This is a genomic window from Nocardia sp. NPDC047654 (genome assembly GCF_043205035.1).
Taxonomy (GTDB): domain Bacteria; phylum Actinomycetota; class Actinomycetes; order Mycobacteriales; family Mycobacteriaceae; genus Nocardia.
On record NZ_JBIDDF010000026.1, the window covers coordinates 24,992 to 45,396 of the forward strand.

A 20,405-nucleotide genomic window follows, 5' to 3' on the forward strand; every position below is an offset into this window, starting at 1 on the left:
GCCACGGCGATCGGATCACCCGGCCAAGCGCGCCTCGATGGCCTCGATGATGCGCGGGCGCAGTTCGGAGGCGCGGATGACGGCGTCGACCGAACCGACCTCGACAGCGCGCCGGATATCGTGCACGCGGTCGAATTCCGCGGCCACATCGGCGAGCTTCTCGGTCCGGACCGACGACCGGATCTCGTCGAGTTCCGCGGTCAAGGACGCGCGCTCGGTGCCGGATGCGTTCGCGGCACGCGCTTCCAGTTCCCGCACCCGCGGATCGGCCGCGGTGCGGGTGTCGACCTCGCCGGCGAACACCACCGCGGCGGCCGGAGCGCCACCGAGCACCGAGGCGAACGAGCCCTCCAGCGCGAGCACGGTCATGTTCGGGTTCAGCGCCTTCGAGAACACCACGAACGCGCCGCCGTGATATCGGGAGATCACGCAGAACACGATGGGGCCGCGGAAGTTCACGATCGCGCGCCCGATCTCGGCACCGTACTCGAGCTGCAGTTTCCGCATCGATTCGGGCGAGCCGTCGAAGCCGGACAGGTTTGCCAGGACGACCAGCGGCCGGTTGCCACTGGCCGCGTTGATCGCCCGCGCGGCCTTCTTCGACGACCGTGGGAACAGCGTGCCCGCGGTGTAGGTGTCCGGGCCGTCGGTGGACGGGAAGCCGCGTCGTGGCACACCCCGCGACTCGATGCCGAGCAGGCACACCGGGATGCCACCGACATGCGCGTCCTGCACCACCGCGGTCTCGGCGTCGGCCATGCCCGCCCACCGCTCCAGCACCGGGTGGTCCTGGTCGGACAGGGCCCGCATCACGGTCCGGATATCGAACGGCTTCTTGCGGTCCCGGTTCTTCGCGGCGGAGAAGATCTCGCCGACGGTCGTGAAGTCGCTGTCCGCCGCGACGTGCGGGAAGTCGGAGACATCGCGATCGATGGGGTCACTGGTCTGCGCTCGCCGGGGCGCCTGCTCGCCGGGCGCGACGTAGGTGTGATCGTAGTGCGACATCAGCACATCCCGCGCGGCGGTCAGGTTCGGCGCCCAGTACTGCGCCTGCCCGTTGGGGCCCATCACCCGGTCGTAGCCGCCGATGCCGAAGTTGTCCTCTGCCGACACACCGCCGGAGAAGTCGAGCGCCTGCTTGCCGGTGAGCACCATCGCGGAGTCCGGCGTCATCACCAGGATGCCCTTGGTGTGCATGAGCATCGTCGCCTCGGCGTTCCAGTACGGCTGCGCGCCGACGTTGATGCCCGCCACCACGATGTTGATCTCGCCGCCGTCCTGGGTGAACTCGACGATGCGCTTGAGCGCCGCCGCCACCCAGTCCATGTTCTCCGTGCCGGACCGCATCGAGATCCGCGCGCCGGAGGACAGCGCGTACCACTCCAACGGCACCTGCATCCGTTCGGCGAGGTCCAGCGCGGCGATCACGCGGCGGCACTCCGGCTCCGACAGCGCGCCCAGCGACTTCGTCGGATCACCGAGCAGCGCGACCCGCGTGACGCCCTGCGGATGCCGCTCGGTCGGCGTGGTGACCACGCCTGCGACGATGGCCGCGGTGTTACGTCCCTTCGGCCGGTCGACCGGTACCAGCGTGTGGTTCGCGTCGAGGTCGTACTCGGCGAAATCACCGAGCAGACCGGTCAGTTCGTAGGGGTACACGGTATTGCGGCTGCTCGCCCGCAGCACCTTCTGCCGATACTCGTCCAGCGGTTCGACCGGCTCGTCGGTGGGCTCGCCGACGGTCACCTCGGTGCTGCCGGTGGCGCCGAAGGAGATGCGGACGGCGATCTTGGTCAGCTCGCCGGTGCCCGGGTCCCGCTGCCGCGCGATGAGCAGGATCTCCTCCAGCCCCGCGCCCGCGGCGGTGGGCAGCACGTGTCCGCCGATGGTCTGGAGTTCGGCCCGGGTGACGTCGATCGGCGGCCAGATGTACATCACGATGCGGTTGGTGTTGAAGCGTTTCGCCGACGGGCGCTGCGACTGCGCCCGGCGGATCGAGTCGACGCAGGTGGCGATGGTGCTCTCGGCCGTGGGCAGCGCGAGCAGCCTGCCGTCGTGCTCGCGCAGCGCCGCCAGGTCGCGCACTTGCGCGAACGCGATGAGACGATCGTCGGCCGGGTTCTCCTTCGCGACGCACCGGAACAGGTAGATCTCGTCGTCGTCCGAGGACGGCAGCCTGGTGAGGTCGAACTTGCGCAGCCGCTCCAGCTGCATCCGCTGCGCGATGTAGGGATGCAGGCCGCGGATCAGCCGCTCCTCGGCCATGCCGGTGGCGGACGGGCGGAAGGTGAAGTGGTGGTGCATCACCGCGCCGCCGCTGCCCGCGACCGTGGCGGTGATGCGGTGCACCTGGCTCGGCCACTGGTGGGTGCCGATGACCTCGTGCAACGCCGCCGCCATCGCGTCGAAGTCGCCGGGCTGGTTCTCCCAGCTGAGGTAGATGTCGGCGTCGATGGACGCGGCGCCCGCTGCCAGTTCGGTCAGCCCGCGCAGCGCGGTGTCGAGCGCGTCGAAGCTCACCGCGGTGGACACCAGGCTCGAGCCCGCCCGCTCGGCGATCACGAATGTGCAGCCGCCCACCTCGTGGGTGTGCACGCCGGTGAGTCCCTTGTTGCCGTAGTACCGGCGGGTCAGCACCTCCAGCATGACGGTGTGGTCGGGGTAGCCGCGCTCCAATCGCTGGCCGAGCAGTCGCACCAGCGGTTCGGTGCTGCGCACCATGTCGGAGATGCGCTCGGCGCGATCGGGGGAATTCGGGTGCGCGTCCAGGTGGCGCAGGTGCCTGCGGACGTTGGTGTACACGCGGGCGCGATTACGCCGCAGCAGGGGCTGGCCGTACCAGGCGAACACCAGGCCGCGGGTGAGATCGGCGATCACGGGGAAGCGCACCTGGGTCGTGGCCACGAGCCGCTCCAGCACGAGACCGACGGGCTCGCGCAGCGCCCGGTCCGGAACCGGCTCCCGCAGCCACTCGCGCAGCAGTGTGGTGATGACCGCGGCGGTGTCGGACGGGCGTTGCTGGGCGAGGAAGATCCGGAAGACCGCGGCTTCCAGGTCGGGGGTGCGCTCCAGATCGGTGATCCCGTAGTGCCCGAGCGCCAGGGCGAGCTTGGCCTGGTAGGACTCGGGCAACCCGGCCCGCTCGACGTCGAGACTCTGCAGATAGGTGTGGAAGTATTCGCGGGCACTGTGGACATGGCCTTGGCCGCCGTCCTCGTCCCACGACCGGTTGTGGGTCAGTTCGGCGAGGTCGGCGAAGACCTGCACCAGCTCGAGTTCCTCGGCCAGCGGCCTGCGGTTGTCCGCGATGGCAGCCCGGCGTGCGGTGAGGTATTCGTCGAGCACCCGGCGGTCGTCGTGCGGGTCGACGTCGAAGCCGAGCAGCAGACTGCGCAGGTCCTGCTGACCGCGGGTGGTGCGCTCGTGCGGCGCGACCTGCCCGGGCTCGCCGGGCAGGTCCAGTTCCACGGACTCGGTCGCCGCGGGGGCCTCGGCCTCGTCGTCCTCGGCGATCGGCTCCAGCCGCAGCAACGGCGCACCGGTCTCCACCTGGGTGCCGACGGAGACGCCGCACTCCTTCAAGCGAGCGCGGAACGGCGCGCGCAGCACCGTTTCCATCTTCATGCTCTCCAGCACGAGCACCGGCGCGCCCGCCTCGACCTCGGCGCCGACCTCCAGCGGCGTGGCGACGACCAGGGCGGGTGCGGGGGAGCGGACGACGCCGCCTTCGTCGCGGCTGATCCGATGCGTCACACCGTCGACGTCGATCAGGTGGATCGGCCCGTGTGTGCCGATGGTCAAGCGGTAGCGGGCGCCGTTCACCACGATCTGCCCGGTGTGCCGATCGAAGCGCTCGAGGTCGACGTCGGCCGTGCGGATTTCGCCGCAGGCTTCGATGCCGATGCGGAACCGATGGGCACCGATGCGCGCGACGCGCACGCGGTAGCTCGCACCGCGCAGTTTCAGGTCGAGCGGCCTACCGCTCTCGTGCTGTACCTGGGGACGTCCACCGGACGCGGTGGACAGCAAGCGGTGCCGCTGAACCCGCTCTTCCTCCTCGTAGGCCTCGATGGCGGCGGCCGCGAGCGCGACGGCCGAGTGGCGATGCGAGACGAGGCGACCCTCGCCGCGGACGCGGTCGATCCAGCCGGTGTCGGCGCTGGCGTCGATCACCTCGGGCTGGTTGAGCAGGTCGAGCACGAAGCTCTTGTTCGTCGCGCCGCCTTCGATGACCACCCGGGTCTGCGCCACCGCCCGGCGCAGCCTGCCCAGCGCTTCGTCACGGTCGCGGCCGTAGGCGATGATCTTGGCGATCATCGAGTCGAAGTCGGCGGGAATCGTGTCGCCCTCGCTGACGCCGGTGTCGACGCGGATACCCGGACCGGCAGGCAGGTTCAGGCGCGCGATGCGGCCCGGGGCAGGGGCGAAGTCGCGGTCGGGGTCTTCGGCGTTGAGCCGGGCCTCGATGGCGTGCCCGCGCTCGACCGGGGGTTCGCCCTCGAGCCTTCCTCCCGAGGCGACCAGCAGCTGGGCCCGGACGAGGTCGAAACCGGTGGTGTATTCCGTGATCGGATGCTCGACCTGCAGGCGGGTGTTGACCTCGAGGAACGCGAAGAGATCGTCACCGGGGTGGTAGAGGAATTCGACGGTCGCCGCTCCGCGGTAACCGACCGCGATCGCCAGCCGCTCGGCCGAGGCTTTGAGTTCGGCTGCCTGCTCGGGGCTCAGCACCGGTGACGCCGACTCCTCGATGATCTTCTGGTTGCGCCGCTGTACCGAGCAGTCGCGGACACCCAGCGCCCACGCGGTTCCCTGGCCGTCGGCGATCACCTGGACCTCGACATGCCGGGCGCCGGTGACGAGCCGCTCCAGGAAGACCACACCACTGCCGAACGCCCGAGCGGCCTCCTGGCGAGTGCGCTCATAGGCGTCGACGAGTTCGGCCTCATCGGTGATCACCCGGATGCCGCGTCCGCCGCCGCCGGCGGTCGCCTTCAACATCAGCGGGTAGCCGATCTCGGCGGCGGACGCCAAGGCGGCGTCCACGGTCTCGACCGGACCGCGGCTCCAGGGCGCGACCGGCACGCCGACCTCCTCGGCGATCAGCTTCGCGCCGATCTTGTCGCCGAGCTTGCGCATCGCCTCCGGGCTGGGGCCGATGAAGGTGACACCGATCTGTTCGCACAGCTCCGCGAACGCCGGATCCTCCGCGACGAATCCCCAGCCGACCCAGGCGGCGTCGGCGTCGGTCTCCACCAGCGCACGCTCGAGCGCCTTCAGGTCCAGGTACGGGCGCTCGGACGCCGGGCCGAGGTCGTAGGCGATGTCGGCTTCTCGCACGAACGTCGCGTGGCGGTCGACGTCGGTGTGCAAGGCGACGGTTTCGATCGGCAGCGCGGTCTCCGCAGCCAGATCTCGGACGGCGTGGATGAGGCGCATGGCGGCCTCACCCCGGTTCACGATGGCAATGCGGCTGAACACTTGCCGGTTCCTTCCTCTCCTAAGCGTTGGCCCGGTCGGGCGGGGTGTGCAACCCCCGGTCTCGCGTAGTGTGCACCTTTATCCCAGATATCTACACAGCGTGCGGGTGTTACCCGCACGTAGAGTTTCGAAGTGCCCGCTCGAGGCGCCGGTGGGCGGCCGTCATATCCGGTTGATCCCGTCATATCCGGATGATCACAGCAATCGGCATTCCGCACCCGGCCTGGCCACCTCCGCGTAGCGTTCCTCCCGCAGTGTGCACGTTCTCTCCTGAGCAACCACGCAGTTTCTGCTCGATACCGCTCGGACGGCCCGTCCGGGACGGTTACCGATTCAGATCGCACGGAACCAGGACAAGGAGATCGTCATGAAAGCCACACGCCTCGTTCGTCTGGGTCTTCCCCCGTTCTTCGCCGCGGCGGCGGCGCTGTTGTTCTGTCCGCCCACCGTCTCCGCGCAGGAGATGTGGAGCTACAACTGTTCGTCCCATTCGCCGGTGTGGGAGGGCAGGGTGACCGCTCTGGACTGCACGGCGTCCGACGGTGCACCGATGAGCGGAGAGATCACGCAGCCGTTCCGGGTGAACGGCGGCGAGCTCGTGAGCTGCTCGTCCGGATGGGCTCACCTGCCCGACGTGATGGGCAAGGAATGCGGACCCGCGCCGATGCAATAGCCGGTCGACTGCTCGGCCAATGGGCCTTGCCGCTTCCGGCAAGGCCCATTCGCTTTTGCTACCCGGCTCGCGGGGCTGGCCCGTTGACTACCGAGAGCCGATCCGGCGCATGGTCGAGTGCGCCCGGAGTGGTCGTAACCCGGCGAAAGAAGTGGTCGAGTTCACCGTTCGGGGTCGGCGCGTACGTGTGATCGCACCCCTTGCAGACCGAACAGGATGAGAAGCTCGACCGCGCCGCCGTTTCGACGGATGACACCGCCACCGCCCGGCTCGGGGTGCCGGACAGCACCTCGTGCCTTCGATGGATGGCCGCCGGACAGCACGATCACCGGCGAACGAGGTCGAAGACGAATCCTTCGATCGTCACTCCCGGCGCGAACGAGAACGCGATGCCTGCCGAGATCGGCTTGTCGGCCCCGGTCTGAGCGGCGATCCTTTCGAGCACGAAAATCAGCGAGACGCTCGACATGTTTCCGTACTCACCGAGAACCTTCCAGCTCGTCGACGAGGCTTCCGGTGGGAGGCCGAGCGACCGCGCGGACTCGAGCAAGATCTTCGGCCCGCCCGGGTGGATTGCCCACACATCGATGTCCGACTGCCGCAATCCATTGCGGCGCAGAACGTCTCCGACGACGGGAGCAACGCCGTTGTAGATGTACCGGGGTACGTTCTCCGACAGCTCGCACGTAATGCCGTCGTGGTTGACGGCGACCGCGATGCCGTCCGCGGTGGCCTCGAACAAATGAGTGAATTGGTCCCGGATGACGATCGTCCCGGCTTCGGTCCGCTCGCCGCCTCGGTTCGCCCCGATGACGACCGCGCCGCAGCCGTCCCCGAACAGGCTACCGATCACCGCGTCGTTGACGTCTTCGACAGGGACGGCATGCACCGAGTTGAGCTCGATGCACAAGACCATCGCCTTCTTGTGCGGGTTGGCCCGGACGAAGTCCGAGGCGGCGCGAATTCCGTTCATCGCTGCCGCGCAGCCCATGAAGTTGACCACCAGGCGAGCGACCGACCGAGGCAGTCCGAGGTCTTCGACGACCGCGACGTCGACGCCGGGCGCGATAACGCCGGTGCTCGTGGCGAAGACGAGGAGTCCGACGTCGGCCGGGTCGACACGGTCGAGCGCGCGCCGCGCCACATCGACCGCCAGTGGAACGGCATGGCGGTAGAACAGGCGCATGCGGTCCTGGATCGTCGCTGCTGCACCACGGGGTGCGTGGATTCGGGCATCCAGCGGGTCGACCGCGAATCGCCGGGTGTCGATCATGGTCTTGCGAAAGATGCGTCTGATCCGGTCCTGCTGCTGCTGATCGGTGAACTGCCCAGCCATCCACTCCGCCGCGACGGATTGGTCTAGGACCAGGCTGGGCGAACCGGTCGCAATCGCTTCTATGACGGGCACGGTCGTCGTCGGTGGCGCCGAGATAGGGATGTTCTCGCGCGCTTGCGCGGCGGTGCGGGTGAGAAGTGCCTGGTCGAGAGCAGATGTCATAGAGCCCGTTCTCCCTTACTTGAACGCTTGGGCGATGTGCACTCCAATCATCGGAGAGCAAATATGCGGCAACTACCCACCCATGGGGTGCGAATCCCCACCCCGACGGCCCAAGGCCACACCGAAGCCGGAGCCGGGCTCACACCGTAGGTGTTCCGCGGTCGGCGGCCACCCGAAGACTTCCTTGTGCGACGAGCGAGAGGGTCGCTGACCCGGGAGCCCACTCGATACTCGCGACGGACCGTAGATTCTCGTCGTACGACCACATTGCATCGACAGATAGGACCTGGATGCTCTTCCTGATTCAGCCGACCCGGACCGTGGAGTGCATCGACCTCACGGCCGCCGAGAATCAGTCATGAATCGCGACGATGCCCCCGCCCTCCTGCGCGAACGCTTCGTCGTTGAAATCGGCATTCGGCAAGCGTGGCCGTACGTGACATTCGCCGATAATCGTGACGGAGCATCTCCGCGGGAAGTCCGCCTCTACATCGACAGCAGTTTTACCGTGATACCGGACCCCGCTGTCCTGGGCTCAGGGGAAGAGGACGACGAAAAACTCAGGTTGCTACGCCTGTCCGATGTACTCAACCTGACCGTTCACGACGTCACCGTCGATGACGACGGGAGCTTGATGGTGAGTTTTCACGACAACGTCTGCTTGCGTGTATCTGGGCACGGTTCACTCTGGACTACACACGACGTCTGGTGGCTCGACTCGTACCCTGCCGGATGACAGCCGAGACGATCACCACCCGCACGGCTGACCCGAGCCGGTTGTAGTCGCGGCGCCGCGCCGCGATCAACCCGCGGTCTCCGTCGTCGAGGTAGCAGAACTGTTCGAGCGCCTCCCGGATGCTCCACGACGGCCCCCGTGTCGCGCAGCCGGATCAGGGCGGCGTGGGTCCTCGGGGCCGGCGATCGGGTCAGAGCCGAGCAGGGGTTCGAGAGGCGTTGTGCCGTAGCGGCTCGCGGGAGTTCGCTGTCGCGGCATTCCCAGCAGTGGCGAACTTCTGGCTATCGATCCACCTATGCTGCTCGATGACCGACGGATCGGGGTCGCGAGCGGGAGCGGACGGCTGGCCCGTTTGTGAGGACTACGTGTTGGACAGGCGATGACGCGACTCGTGCACTTCGTGGGCAGCTTGCCCGCACCGTTGACGACCGATGACCGCGAGGTGCTGGAGTGGTTCGTCGAGCGCAGCCGAGGCCACCGGCTTACCGGCGTTCCACGGGATCTGGATCCCACGTGGGTCGTGGAGTACCTGCGCGCGCGGGAGAAACACGACGACGTCTTCGAAGTGGTGCGCAGCGGTGACTTCGCCGACTACGCCGACATGCGCGTCTATGGCATTCGCCGGGGCGCCGTCCTCGAACCCCGGCACGTGGCGATGGACCGGGTCGACCGCATCGCCGCGGCCGTCACCGCTTTCCGCGCACTGCGTGATAGGCACCCCGAACTGGCCGACACCAGATTGCAGATCAGTCAACCGAATCCGCTCGACCTGGCGCTGTTCGTGTTCGGCGGCGCTGCGGTGGCCGACGGCCTCCCGCTCGGGCGCGCGCTGCGTCACCTTCGCACGGTGACTCCCGCGCTGCGCAACCTGCCGGTCTTCGTCGAGGCCACGCTGGCCGAAATGGCCCGTCTCACAGCGGATCACGGTGATCTGATCACCTGGCAGGTGGAGTCGCCGATCGCTCAGCTCGCGCTGGTGAAAGCGGCGCGGTTCGGTATGCGGGTACCGATCGGCCGTCTGGTCGCACGACAGTTGGCAGGCTTCCTCGCGCGGACGCACGATATCGGCGCACAGACCATCGTGCACCTCTGCTATGGCGACTACCGGCACAAAGAGCTTCTCGCCCCGCGTGATCTCGCGCCTGCGGTCGAACTCTTGAACGCCCTCGCACGCGAGTTGCGCGCTCGCGCGGTGCCGTTGCCGCCCGCGCACATCCCCTGCGCCTACGGTGCTCATCCGGCCCCGGTGGACCCGGCGTTCTACCGGCCGCTGCGCCGGCTGGACAAGGACTGGCGCGTCATCGCAGGGGTCGTGTCGCCGGAGGGAGCGCAAGACAGTATTCGTAGCCTGGCCATGTTCGAAGCAGCCGCAGGCCGGACCGCATACGGCGTGGCGACGGCATGCGGTCTCGGCCGATGCACCGTCGAGGACGCCGAGCTGGCCGCTGCCGCGACCGTGGCGACCGCTGACGCCGCCGAGGTGGCGGTAGGCTGACCCGCCGAGCGGACCCCGCCGAATACATACCGTCGGGAACGGTGAACAGCTGCCATGTTCTCGGCGAACCTCGATCGGAGTCGGACTGCACCATGCGCAGTGCGTCGTCGCTACGGATTCCGGCCGATCGGTCGGTGATCGGCCAGGAGTCGCCCTCCGAGAAAGTCCAGAACCTGGTGCAGCGCAGCTTGGGTGGGCTGGCCGGGTTCATCGATGAGATGTTCGGTCAGGACCGAATGCGGGCTCAGCACGGCATCGGGATTGGCGTCTGCGTCATCGAGTTCGATAGCTGTGAACGCGTCGCCGAGTTGATCGCGCAGGAATTCGAATCGTTCGGCGGGCGAACGACGATCGCCGCGGAATCGCAGCCCCATGACCGGCAATCCCTCCGCGCAGCGTTCTTTGACGCGGGCCAGGTCGGCGGGGGACAGGTCGATGGAGTACTTCTGCCGGGAGGTGAGTCCGAGGGGCAGTCCGGGCTGGGACAGTACAGGTGCGAGCAATCGGTCGTCGACCGCCATCGCCAGTGCGAATCCGCCGGTGAAGCACATTCCGACCGAGCCGACGCCCGGTCCGCCGCAGCGGTGGTGCTCGTGCTCGGCCAGCGCTCGCAGCCACTGCACGACCGGCGAGGTACGTCCGGTCGCGAGCACAACGAACTCTCGGCTGACGCAGATCGGGCCGAACTGTCCGGCGACGTTCGCCAGCGCCGAGGCGAGTCCGTGCGCCGCGGGACTCGGATCTCGGCCGGGATTGCCGTACAGGTGCGGAACGACCGCCGTGCACCCGATGGCCGCGACTCGCCGCGCGAAGTCGAAGACGTGCGGCGAGATGCCGGGAAATTCCGCCATGACGATCACGGCGGGTCCGGAGCCCTTGCGGAACAGGGTGCGGGTCTTGCCTTCGTAGGTGAAGGCATCGCGCTGGAAGTCGTCGAGAGTGTCATCGGCCATGGTGGGGTCCTCCTCGAAAGTGGACCATCACTATCGACCGGCCGACGTCGCCGGTTATAGGACGAATGTTCCCGCGACGCTCCGCGTCGACCGGGGCATCAGCGTGAGCAGTTCGTCATCGACAGCGGGAGCGGGAGTGTGCCGGTGCTGAGCCGATATCCACTGTCGTGGCATTCGATAGTGGCGATGGGCTAGCGGCCCCGAGGCTTACGCCTGCTGTTGATCGTGCAGTCTCCGGTTCGAAGCGTTCGTCGCGGTCCTGGTTCAATGCCGCGTTTCGTTCCAGGGCTTCGGTGAGCTGGTCTTCGAGGATGATGATCCGGCAGGCCGCCTCGAGCGGTGTGCCCTGATCGACGAGTTCGCGGGCGCGCGCGGCGATGCGCAGCTGATAGCGGGAGTAGCGGCGGTGCCCACCGGCGGAGCGCTGCGGGGTGATCAGTTTCGCCTCGTCCAGGCTGCGCAGGAACGCCTGGGTGGTGCCGAGCAGGTCCGCGGCCCGGCCCATCGTGTAGGCGGGGTAGTCCTCGTCGTCGAACTTCTCGTTCGAGGTCGTGGGTTCAGAAATCGTGGTGCCTCCATGCGACGAGTGCCCCGGTGCCTGATGGCACCGGGGCACTAAGGGGAATTACTGACCATCTTCCGACAAGTATCCGAGCTTCGGTCGCCGCCCGAGCTACACACGCCGGTGGGCGACGCGACGGTAGGCAACTCCTCCTTTCTGTTCACGGGTACTTCATTTTCTTCGTGCACTTCACCTTGCATGCCCGGCGGGCGGCGGGACCGCCGAATGTCACAGTCCCGCAGCCGCGCCCGCCGTCTTCACCTTCACGGGCAGTTCGTCATCTCCCGTGCCACTCGAGACTTACTTCTTCGTTCGCCCCACAGAAGTTACCCGCACCTACGGTGAATGTCTACTGTCGCCACGGTAGATTTTCCGGGAGTGTCGTACACCCGCCGCGGCTGACCGGCCGCTCACCCGATGCCGTCGCCCGGTCCCACTTGAATGCCCAACACGCAGGTGTCGTCGTCGGTGTTGGCGTCGCTGTGATCGAGCAGATGGTCCAGCCGGTCCTCCAGGCTTCCGGTGAACTGGGCAGACATGGCGAGCAACCGCTCCACACAGTCGTCCAAGAGCCGGTCGCGGCGCTCGATCAACCCATCGGTGTAGAGCAGGAAGATGTCGTCCGGCTCCAGTTGGAGTTCGGCTTCCTCGTACGTCGTCTCCGCCACAGCGCCGAGCAGCATCCCGTCAGGGGGAGGCAGGGCGGACGCCCGGCCGGCGCGCACCAGCACCGGCGGCAGGTGGCCCGCACGAGCCCATCGCAGTATCCGAGTCTGAGGGTCGTAGAGGCCGCAGATGGCGGTGGCGTAGATGTCGTCGGTCAGGTGATGTGCCACCAGGTTCAGCCAGGTCAGCATCTGCCCCGGCTTGGCGCCGGTGGCCGCGAGGCCGCGCAGGGCGTTGCGCAGTACGACCATGCCGGTGGCCGCCTTGATGCCGTGGCCGGTGATGTCGCCGACCGACACCAGGATCTGCTTGGACGGCAGCGTCACCGCGTCGTACCAGTCGCCGCCCACCACATAGTCCTGGTCGGCGGGCTGGTAGCGCACCGCGATGCGCAGACCGAACGCCTCGATGGACGGCTGCGCGGCGGGCATGATCGCGTGCTGGAGTTGCAGCGCAAGCCTGCTCTGTTCGGCGGCCTGCTGTTCGGTGTGCGCGAGGCGGTCTTGGGTGGCCGACAGCGCGACCTCGGTCCAGTGCTGGGCGGAGATGTCCTGGTAGGCGCCACGGATGGCGAGCAGGTGTCCCGCCGTGTCGACCACCGGTTCGGCGATGATCCGAATATGACGGGCGTCGCCGTTGGGCCGGATCAGACGGAACGCCGTGGAGGCCGAGCGACGGTAGCGCAGCAGGGTTCGCAGGAATCCCCGTACCGCTTCCGAGTCGTCGTCGTGGACGTGACTCGGCAGCTGCGCGACCGGGATCGGGTCGGCGGCAGGCTCCAGGCCGTAGAGGGCGTACAGCTGGCTGCTCCACGTGATTTCGCCGGTGGCTGCGTTCTCCTCGAACCCGCCGACACGTCCTAGGCGCTGAGCGTGTTGCAGCAGCGCCGCCAGCCGCGCCGTCTCGTCCTCCACGCGCCACACCACGAGCACGGCATCCCTGTGACGGCTGATGCTGAGCGCGGCCGGAACGGTCAGCGGTACCTGGCCGACCAATTCGGTCAACATCACCCGCTCGGCGCGGTAGGTCTCACCGGTAGCGAAGACGTGCTCGATCCGCTCGAACAACTGGCCCCCGCCCGCGGCCATCGGGTACACCTCGAGCAGCAATGTGCCATCGATCAGGCCGCGTGGGCGGCCGGCCGGGTCGACGAAGCACCTGTTGAGGTGGTGGATACGGAAGTCGGCGAGCGCGCCGTCGTCGTCGAGGTGAGGTAGCAGCACCAGGGCCGGGTCGAACAGGCTGTCGGCCAATAGTACGAGGTCGGCGGCGTCGGGCAGGACCGGCGAGCCCGCGGTGGACAGGTCCGACTCCAGAGTGTGCGCGCACAGCTCTGCCAGCGCCTCGAGTTGCCGGTGTACTCCAGGTGGCTGCGGTTCGAGGGGCTGCGGCCAGCACACCTCCAGCACGCCGATCAACTTGCCACCGGTGCCGGCGGGGATCGCTGCCCGGCCGCCGTCGCGGTCACCGATCGACGGAATCCCCGACACACGAAGATCCTCGATCCACTGCGCCCGGCGTTCGACCAGCGCCAGCCGCGCCGGGGTCACCACCCCGGGTGGCACGTACCGCCACCGCTCGGCCTCTGGTAGGTCGATGCCGGCGAAACCGGCCAGGGACAGCGATGCGTCGAGGCCCGCCGACCAGATAGCCACTGCCGTGGCACCCAGCGGGGCCACCGCGTGTTCGAGCACCGATTGCGCGACGCGTTGGGTGTCGCCCGCCGCGAGCAACCCGCTCTCCGCGGTACGCAATCGCACCGCCGCCGATGACTTCTCCGCTGTCGCGGTACGCAGCAGGAACTCGTCCACCACCGCGGTGACTTTGTCTTGCGCGGCTTGGTTGACCAGATCGACGGCCACTTCCAACGAGGTGACACCCGCTTGCTCGGCCAGGGCGTCGAGCTGCCGCGCCGCCGCGGCGGGCCCACACCGTAGCCGCTCGACCAGCACGCCCTTCGCCATCTCGATCAGCGCTCGACCGTCGGCGGTGGCCTGAGCGCGCTGAATCTCCGTACGCAACCGCTCCACGGTGGCCGCGAGGCGGGTGACGGTGGGCTCCGCGGCCGAGTCCGCGTTCGGTGTCATTGCGGTTGTGGCGCCGGTGGCGTCCGAGTCGGTCATCAGGCGCCCAGCCATTGGTGGATGCACGCGAGCAAGGCGTCGGCGTCGACCGGCTTCGTGACGTAGTCGTTGGCGCCGGAGGCGAGGCTCTTCTCCCGGTCGCCCAGCATGGCCTTGGCCGTCACGGCGATGATCGGCAGGTCTCGATACTGCGGCATCTGACGGATCTTCGCCGTCGCGGCGTAGCCGTCCATCTCGGGCATCATCACGTCCATCAGGACCAGATCCGTCTCCGAGTGCGCGAGGAGCATGTCGATACCCTCGCGTCCGTTCTCGGCGTGCAGCACGGTGACGCCGTGCAGCTCGAGAATGCTGCTGAGCGCGAACAGATTACGGGCGTCGTCGTCGACGATCAGCACCGTGCGACCGGCGAGCTTACCGTCCGGCCGCTGCGGCGCGGCGATCGGCGACTCCTCGCCACGGACGAGGGGCAGCACGTCGCCGGGCGCCTCGGCGGTGACGTGCAGAGCGATCCGCTCCCGCAGTTCGTCCAGACTGGACAGCAACTCCAACGGCCGGCGCGCGGTGCGCTCCTGCAGTAGGCGCTCCTGCTCGGAGTCGAGTCGACGGTTGTTGTGCGCGAGCACCGGGACGTTGCTCATCGCCGGGTCCCCGTCCATAGTCTCCAGCAGCCGCAGCGCGGCGCTATCGGGCATGTCCAGCTCGAGCACCACGCAGTGGAACACCTCGGCGGCCATCGCCGACGCCGCATCTTGTACACCGATGGCGGTGACGACCTGGACCGGGCCGCGTGGATCGTTGCTGTCGGCAAGGTCGGCCACCGCGCTCTGCGCGACCAGGGACAACAATCCCTGCGGGCGTTCCTCCACGACCAGCAGTCTGCGGTGCTGCTGCGGCGCGACAGGTGCGGCAATGTGTTCGGGGTGGCTGCCGGCCTGCTGCGTATCCTCCCGCTCCAGGGGTGACGCCTCCTGAAAGTCCGGCCGGGCGACAGGCAGATACAGAGTGAACGTGCTGCCTTTACCGGGAGTGCTCTCGGCGGTGATCGCGCCGCCGAGCAGGTAGGCGATCTCACGGCTGATCGACAGGCCGAGGCCGGTGCCACCGTACTTGCGGCTGGTGGTGCCGTCGGCCTGCTGGAACGCGCCGAAAATGGTTTCCAGCTGATTTTCGGTGATGCCGATGCCGGTGTCGATCACCCGGAAGGCGACGGCCGGACCGTGCCGCCGCGCGGCGACGGGCAGATCACCCGACCCCGCCGGCTCGATCCTCAGCTCCACGGACCCGCTCTCGGTGAACTTCACCGCGTTGGACAGCAGGTTGCTCAACACCTGCCGCAACCGCGAGTCGTCGGTGAGCAGATCCGCGGGCAGACCGGGTGCGGTGGTGACATGGAAGCCCAGGCTTTTCTGGGTGGTCATCGGCCGGAAGGTGGCCTCCACGTAGTCCAGCAGCTTGCGCAACGGTACGGCTTCGGGTGTGACGTCCATCTTGCCCGCCTCGACCTTGGACAGGTCGAGGATGTCGTTGATGAGCTGAAGCAGGTCCGAGCCGGCCGAGTGGATGATGCCCGCGTATTCGACCTGCTTGGGCGTCAGATTGCGGGTCGGGTTCTGGGCCAGCAGCTGCGCGAGGATGAGCAAGCTGTTCAGCGGCGTGCGCAACTCGTGGCTCATGTTGGCCAGGAACTCCGACTTGTACTTCGAGGCGAGCGCGAGCTGCTGGGCGCGGGTCTCCAGCTCTTGGCGCGCCTGTTCGATCTCGAGGTTCTTGGCCTCGATGTCGCGATTCTGGGTCGCCAGCAGCGCCGCCTTCTCCTCCAACTCGGCGTTGGACCGCTGCAGCTCCTCCTGTTGCACCTGCAACTCCTCCGAACGAGCTTGCAGTTCGGTGGTTAGGCGTTGCGATTCGACCAGCAGCTCGTCGGTGCGGGCGTTGGCGATGATGGTGTTGACATTGACGCCAACCGTCTCCATCAACTGGTCGAGGAAATCCTGGTGAATGCGGGTGAAGCGGTGCAGCGAGCCCAGCTCGATCACCCCGAGCACCTGGTCCTCGACCACGATCGGCAGCACGAGGAGGTTGACCGGCGCGGTCTGTCCCAGCCCGGAGGAGATGGTGAGGTAGTCGCCGGGCACGTTGTCCACGGCGATCGTGCTGCGGCTGCGCGCCGCCTGCCCGACCAGTGACTGACCGAAGGTGAACCGCGACCGGCTGCCCGGCTCCTCCGGGCTGCCATAGGAGCCGATCAGCCTCAGTTCCGGCCGCTCGGCCGTGTCGTCGGCCAGATAGAACGCACCGAACTGCGCGGAGACCAACGGTGCCAGCTCCGCCATGATCAGCTCGGCCACCACGTGCAGGTCGCGCTGACCCTGCATGAGTCCGGAGATGCGAGCGAGGTTGGTTTTCAACCAGTCCTGATCCTGGTTGGCCTTGGTGGTCTCGCGCAGCGACTCCACCATCGAGTTGATGTTGTCTTTCAGTTCCGCGACCTCGCCGGACGCCTCGACGGTGATAGAGCGAGTCAGGTCGCCTTCGGCGACGGCGCTGGTGACCGCGGCGATCGCGCGGACCTGACGGGTGAGGTTGCCGGCCAGCTCGTTGACGTTCTCGGTCAGCCGCTTCCAGGTCCCCGAGACGCCCTCCACCTCGGCCTGCCCGCCCAGCCGGCCCTCCGACCCCACCTCACGGGCCACGCGGGTGACCTCGGCCGCGAACGCGGAAAGCTGATCGACCATCGTGTTGATCGTGGTCTTCAGCGCGAGAATCTCGCCGCGCGCGTCCACGTCGATCTTGCGGGTCAGGTCGCCCTGCGCGACCGCGGTGGTGACCTGGGCGATGTTGCGCACCTGGTTGGTCAGGTTGTTCGCCATGGAGTTGACGTTGTCGGTGAGGTCTTTCCACGTTCCCGCCACGTTCGGCACGCGGGCCTGGCCGCCGAGCATGCCTTCGGTGCCGACCTCGCGCGCGACGCGGGTAACCTCGTCGGCGAACGCGGACAACGTATCGACCATCGTGTTGATCACGCCGGCCAGCGCCGCGACCTCGCCCTTCGCCTCCACGGTGATCTTCTGGCTCAGGTCACCACGGGCCACCGCCGTGGCGACCTGGGCGATCGAGCGCACCTGACCGGTCAGGTTCGAGGCCATCACATTGACGTTGTCGGTGAGGTCCTTCCAGGTACCCGACACGCCACGCACGGTGGCCTGGCCGCCGAGGTTGCCCTCGGTGCCGACCTCCCGGGCGACGCGGGTGACCTCGTCGGCGAAGGCGGAGAGCTGGTCGACCATCGTGTTGATGGTCTCCTTGAGTTCCAGGATCTCCCCGCGCGCATCGACCCGGATCTTCTGGGTCAGATCGCCGCGCGCGACCGCCGTGGTCACCTCGGCGATCGAGCGCACCTGTGCCGTCAGATTGTCGGCCATCACGTTGACCGACTCGGTGAGGTCCTTCCACGTGCCCGAGACGCCCTTGACGTCGGCCTGGCCGCCCAACCGGCCCTCGGTGCCCACTTCGCGCGCGACGCGGGTGACCTCGTCGGCGAACGCGGAGAGCTGGTCGACCATCGTGTTGATGGTGTTCTTCAACTCGAGGATCTCGCCGCGCGCGTCCACCGTGATGTTCTGGGTCAGGTCGCCGCGCGCGACGGCGGTGGCGACCTGGGCGATCGACCGCACCTGTGCGGTCAGGTTGCCCGCCATGAAATTGACCGAGTCGGTGAGGTCGCGCCACGTGCCCGAGACGCCCTTGACGTCCGCTTGACCACCGAGGATGCCTTCGGTGCCCACCTCGCGCGACACGCGGGTGACTTCGTCGGCGAACGAGGACAGCTGATCGACCATCGTGTTGATGGTGTTCTTCAACTCCAGAATCTCGCCGCGCGCGCTGACGGTGATCTTCTGGCTCAGATCGCCGCGCGCCACCGCGGTCGTCACCTGGGCGATGTTGCGGACCTGGTCTGTCAGGTTGCCTGCCATGAAGTTCACCGAGGCGGTGAGGTCGCGCCATACGCCGCCGACGCCGGGCACCTCGGCCTGTCCGCCCAGCCGGCCCTCCGAGCCCACCTCGCGCGCTACCCGCGTCACCTCGTCGGCGAAGGCGGACAGCTGGTCGACCATCGTGTTGACCGTGTTCTTCAGCTCGAGGATCTCCCCGCGCGCGTCCACGTCGATCTTCTGCGACAGGTCTCCGCGCGCCACGGCTGTCGCGACCTGAGCGATGTCACGCACCTGGCTGGTCAGGTTGCCTGCCATCGCGTTCACCGAATCGGTCAGGTCCTTCCAGGTCCCGGACACGCCGGGCACCTCGGCTTGACCGCCCAGTCGCCCGTCCGTGCCGACCTCGCGCGCGACGCGGGTGACCTCGGAGGTGAACAGTGACAGCTGGTCCACCATGCCGTTGAACACCGTCGCGATCTCACCCAGCAGCCCGTCGGCGTCCGTGGGCAGCCGGGTCCGGAAATCGCCGTCGCGCACCGCGGTCAATCCGGCGAGCAGTTGATGCAGCTCGCCTTGGTCCGGGGTCGCAGCGTCCTGCTTCGGCACAGTGTGGACGGCTGCCGCCGCTGTATCCGTCATTGCCATCCTCGCTCTGGTGCACCGGTTCGAAACTGGAAATCCAGCCGGTCCGAGTGGGAACCCAGCTCGCCGATACCCGTGGACGACGAGACACCGACCCATGGTGCTGCGCCGACGGTTCCCGCCGGTAACACTACGTTCCTCGAATACGAGTCGCGACATCATCCGGCTTCGGCGGCCTTCACGTGAGCGGCCCGGTCGGCCCGACGATGATGCCCTCAGAGGCCATGGACGTGACAGAGCCGATGGCGCTGCTCGTACTGCGGACCCCTGAATGAGCGCCGATGAGTTTCGAGCGCGTAGGAGGTCTATTCGGTCATGAGGAGATTGATCTACGGGTTCACCGTGTCCCTGGACGGCTACATCAACGATCGCGACGGCAGCATCGACTGGACCAACCCGGACGAGGAGCTGCACCAGTTCCACAACGACCGCTACCGCGACATCGAGGTCTCGCTGCACGGCCGTCGCCTATATGAGTTGATGGCCGAGTACTGGCCGCACGTGCCCGAGGACGCGCCGCGCATCGAGCGTGAGTTCAGCGGGCTCTGGACGGAGAAGCCGAAGGTCGTCTTCTCCCGGACGCTCACCGAGGTCCACTGGAACAGCACGCTGGTGAGTGAGAACGCGGTCGAGGAGGTCCGCAGGCTCAAGGCCGCAGGCGACGGCGTCATGGAGGTCGGCGGCGCGAGCCTGGCGGCCTCGCTGATGCCACACGGGCTCATCGACGAGTACCAGCTGTTCCTCTCGCCCGTGGCGCTCGGCGGTGGCACACCGATGTTCCCCGCGCTGGACGAGCGCATCCGGCTCCGATTGGCCGAGACGAGGCACTTCGACACCGTGGTGATGCTGCGCTATCTCGCCGACTGAGGTCCGTTCGACCGCAGCAGGCCGATACGGCAAGAACGGAGAACACGTCGCGAGGCGCTCGTCCGGTTTCTCGCGCGCGTCAGCTCGAGATGCGGGCTTGGATGCCGTCGAGGACGAACTCGAGGCCGATGCGGAAGGTTTGGTCGGCGTCCAGGTGGGCGCCATCGCGTATCACCGTGGCGAGGGCGGGGAAGCGGCCGGTGGCGAAGGTCCGCTCCAGATAAGGCCCGAAGGCGGCCTGCCACTGCTGCTTGTCCATTCCGCTGGCCCGCTCAGCGCGCCGCTCGGTGATCTCCCGGCGCACCGCGCCGATCACGTATGCATTGACCGCGGCGACTATCGGCATGACGGCATCCACGTCGACTCCGGTCATCGCGGCCACCACAGCCTCTCCTCTGGCCAGCGCGTGCGGCCCGAGCTGGGGCCGCCCACCGATCAGGTCGGCGAGCCATTCATGCTGTTGAACGGCCTGACGGGTGGTTTCGGCGAGGGAGCGGAGCACCTCTCGCCAACTGTCTCCGGCCGGCCGGATCTCGGCGTAGACCGCATCGACCATCAGGTCGAGCAACTCCTCCTTGGTGGCGATATAGCCATACAGCCGCATCGGCCCCACCTCCAGTGCGGCGGCGACCTTGCGTAGCGACACCGCCGCCAAGCCGTCCGCGTCGGCGAGCCGGATCGCTGCTCGTATGATCTGCTCCCGGCTCAGTGGGGCGGGCACCGGCCGATCCGGCGGCTCCGGCCTCTCCCAGACCAACATGCCGCTGACAATACATTGCCCTCTTCGATACAGTGTATCGATCAATACAG

11 protein-coding genes are annotated in these 20,405 nt (G+C 67.7%); 4 read left to right on the forward strand and 7 right to left on the reverse strand.

The window, feature by feature from the left end:
- Positions 1-15: 15 nt before the first annotated feature.
- Positions 16-5,481, reverse strand: a complete 5,466-nt coding sequence (locus ACGF7Y_RS34765) for a carboxyl transferase domain-containing protein (protein WP_393241651.1) — start codon at positions 5,479-5,481, stop codon at positions 16-18.
- A 367-nt stretch (positions 5,482-5,848) separates the two neighbouring features.
- Between ACGF7Y_RS34765 and ACGF7Y_RS34770 the strand changes: the two genes are divergently transcribed.
- Positions 5,849-6,154, forward strand: a complete 306-nt coding sequence (locus ACGF7Y_RS34770; RefSeq protein WP_393241654.1) for a hypothetical protein — start codon at positions 5,849-5,851, stop codon at positions 6,152-6,154.
- Positions 6,155-6,479: 325 nt separating this feature from the next.
- Here the strand turns inward: ACGF7Y_RS34770 and ACGF7Y_RS34775 are convergent, their stop codons facing one another.
- Positions 6,480-7,652: a type III polyketide synthase gene (locus ACGF7Y_RS34775; protein WP_393241656.1), complete on the reverse strand. Its 1,173-nt coding sequence runs from the start codon at positions 7,650-7,652 to the stop codon at positions 6,480-6,482.
- Positions 7,653-8,010: 358 nt separating this feature from the next.
- On the opposite strand from ACGF7Y_RS34775, the gene ACGF7Y_RS34780 reads away from it, so the two are divergent.
- Together ACGF7Y_RS34780 and ACGF7Y_RS34785 are read left to right on the forward strand one after the other, a co-directional pair.
- The gene (locus ACGF7Y_RS34780) at positions 8,011-8,388 is read left to right on the forward strand and encodes a hypothetical protein (protein WP_393241659.1); all 378 of its coding nucleotides are present in this window, start codon (positions 8,011-8,013) and stop codon (positions 8,386-8,388) included.
- 379 nt (positions 8,389-8,767) lie between these two features.
- The gene (locus ACGF7Y_RS34785; RefSeq protein ID WP_393241662.1) at positions 8,768-9,883 is read left to right on the forward strand and encodes a hypothetical protein; all 1,116 of its coding nucleotides are present in this window, start codon (positions 8,768-8,770) and stop codon (positions 9,881-9,883) included.
- Between the two features lie 110 nt (positions 9,884-9,993).
- Here ACGF7Y_RS34785 and ACGF7Y_RS34790 read toward each other — a convergent pair whose 3' ends face one another.
- The 4 genes from ACGF7Y_RS34790 to ACGF7Y_RS34805 form a co-directional block, all read right to left on the reverse strand.
- A complete protein-coding gene (locus ACGF7Y_RS34790) occupies positions 9,994-10,836 on the reverse strand; it encodes a dienelactone hydrolase family protein (RefSeq protein ID WP_393241665.1) in 843 nt (280 codons plus the stop codon).
- Between the two features lie 115 nt (positions 10,837-10,951).
- On the reverse strand, positions 10,952-11,341 hold the full coding sequence (locus tag ACGF7Y_RS34795) for a MerR family transcriptional regulator (protein ID WP_393241668.1): 390 nt from the start codon (positions 11,339-11,341) through the stop codon (positions 10,952-10,954).
- Between the two features lie 467 nt (positions 11,342-11,808).
- Positions 11,809-14,187 carry a SpoIIE family protein phosphatase gene (locus ACGF7Y_RS34800; protein ID WP_393241670.1) on the reverse strand — a complete coding sequence of 793 codons (2,379 nt, stop codon included), beginning with the start codon at positions 14,185-14,187 and terminating at the stop codon, positions 11,809-11,811.
- The gene (locus tag ACGF7Y_RS34805) at positions 14,187-18,725 is read right to left on the reverse strand and encodes a HAMP domain-containing protein (protein WP_393241673.1); all 4,539 of its coding nucleotides are present in this window, start codon (positions 18,723-18,725) and stop codon (positions 14,187-14,189) included. Before ACGF7Y_RS34805 ends, ACGF7Y_RS34800 begins: the two co-directional genes overlap by 1 nt.
- Positions 18,726-19,043: 318 nt before the next feature.
- Here ACGF7Y_RS34805 and ACGF7Y_RS34810 point away from each other — a divergent pair, with 318 nt between their 5' ends.
- Complete coding sequence (locus ACGF7Y_RS34810) at positions 19,044-19,595, forward strand: dihydrofolate reductase family protein (protein WP_393241675.1); 552 nt, start codon at positions 19,044-19,046, stop codon at positions 19,593-19,595.
- A gap of 79 nt (positions 19,596-19,674) precedes the next feature.
- On the opposite strand, the gene ACGF7Y_RS34815 is transcribed toward ACGF7Y_RS34810, so the two are convergent.
- Positions 19,675-20,355 carry a TetR/AcrR family transcriptional regulator gene (locus ACGF7Y_RS34815; protein WP_393241677.1) on the reverse strand — a complete coding sequence of 227 codons (681 nt, stop codon included), beginning with the start codon at positions 20,353-20,355 and terminating at the stop codon, positions 19,675-19,677.
- Positions 20,356-20,405: the final 50 nt, after the last annotated feature.

What these genes read in the sequence shown, in the direction of transcription:
- ACGF7Y_RS34770 (WP_393241654.1), top strand. Translation starts at nt 5,849, where the DNA reads ATGAAAGCCACACGCCTCGTTCGTCTGGGTCTTCCCCCGTTCTTCGCC.
- ACGF7Y_RS34785 (WP_393241662.1), top strand. Translation starts at nt 8,768, where the DNA reads ATGACGCGACTCGTGCACTTCGTGGGCAGCTTGCCCGCACCGTTGACG.
- ACGF7Y_RS34780 (WP_393241659.1), top strand. Translation starts at nt 8,011, where the DNA reads ATGAATCGCGACGATGCCCCCGCCCTCCTGCGCGAACGCTTCGTCGTT.
- ACGF7Y_RS34795 (WP_393241668.1), bottom strand. Translation starts at nt 11,341, where the DNA reads ATGGGCCGGGCCGCGGACCTGCTCGGCACCACCCAGGCGTTCCTGCGC.
- ACGF7Y_RS34790 (WP_393241665.1), bottom strand. Translation starts at nt 10,836, where the DNA reads ATGGCCGATGACACTCTCGACGACTTCCAGCGCGATGCCTTCACCTAC.
- ACGF7Y_RS34815 (WP_393241677.1), bottom strand. Translation starts at nt 20,355, where the DNA reads ATGTTGGTCTGGGAGAGGCCGGAGCCGCCGGATCGGCCGGTGCCCGCC.
- ACGF7Y_RS34775 (WP_393241656.1), bottom strand. Translation starts at nt 7,652, where the DNA reads ATGACATCTGCTCTCGACCAGGCACTTCTCACCCGCACCGCCGCGCAA.
- ACGF7Y_RS34805 (WP_393241673.1), bottom strand. Translation starts at nt 18,725, where the DNA reads ATGACGGATACAGCGGCGGCAGCCGTCCACACTGTGCCGAAGCAGGAC.
- ACGF7Y_RS34800 (WP_393241670.1), bottom strand. Translation starts at nt 14,187, where the DNA reads ATGACCGACTCGGACGCCACCGGCGCCACAACCGCAATGACACCGAAC.
- ACGF7Y_RS34810 (WP_393241675.1), top strand. Translation starts at nt 19,044, where the DNA reads ATGAGGAGATTGATCTACGGGTTCACCGTGTCCCTGGACGGCTACATC.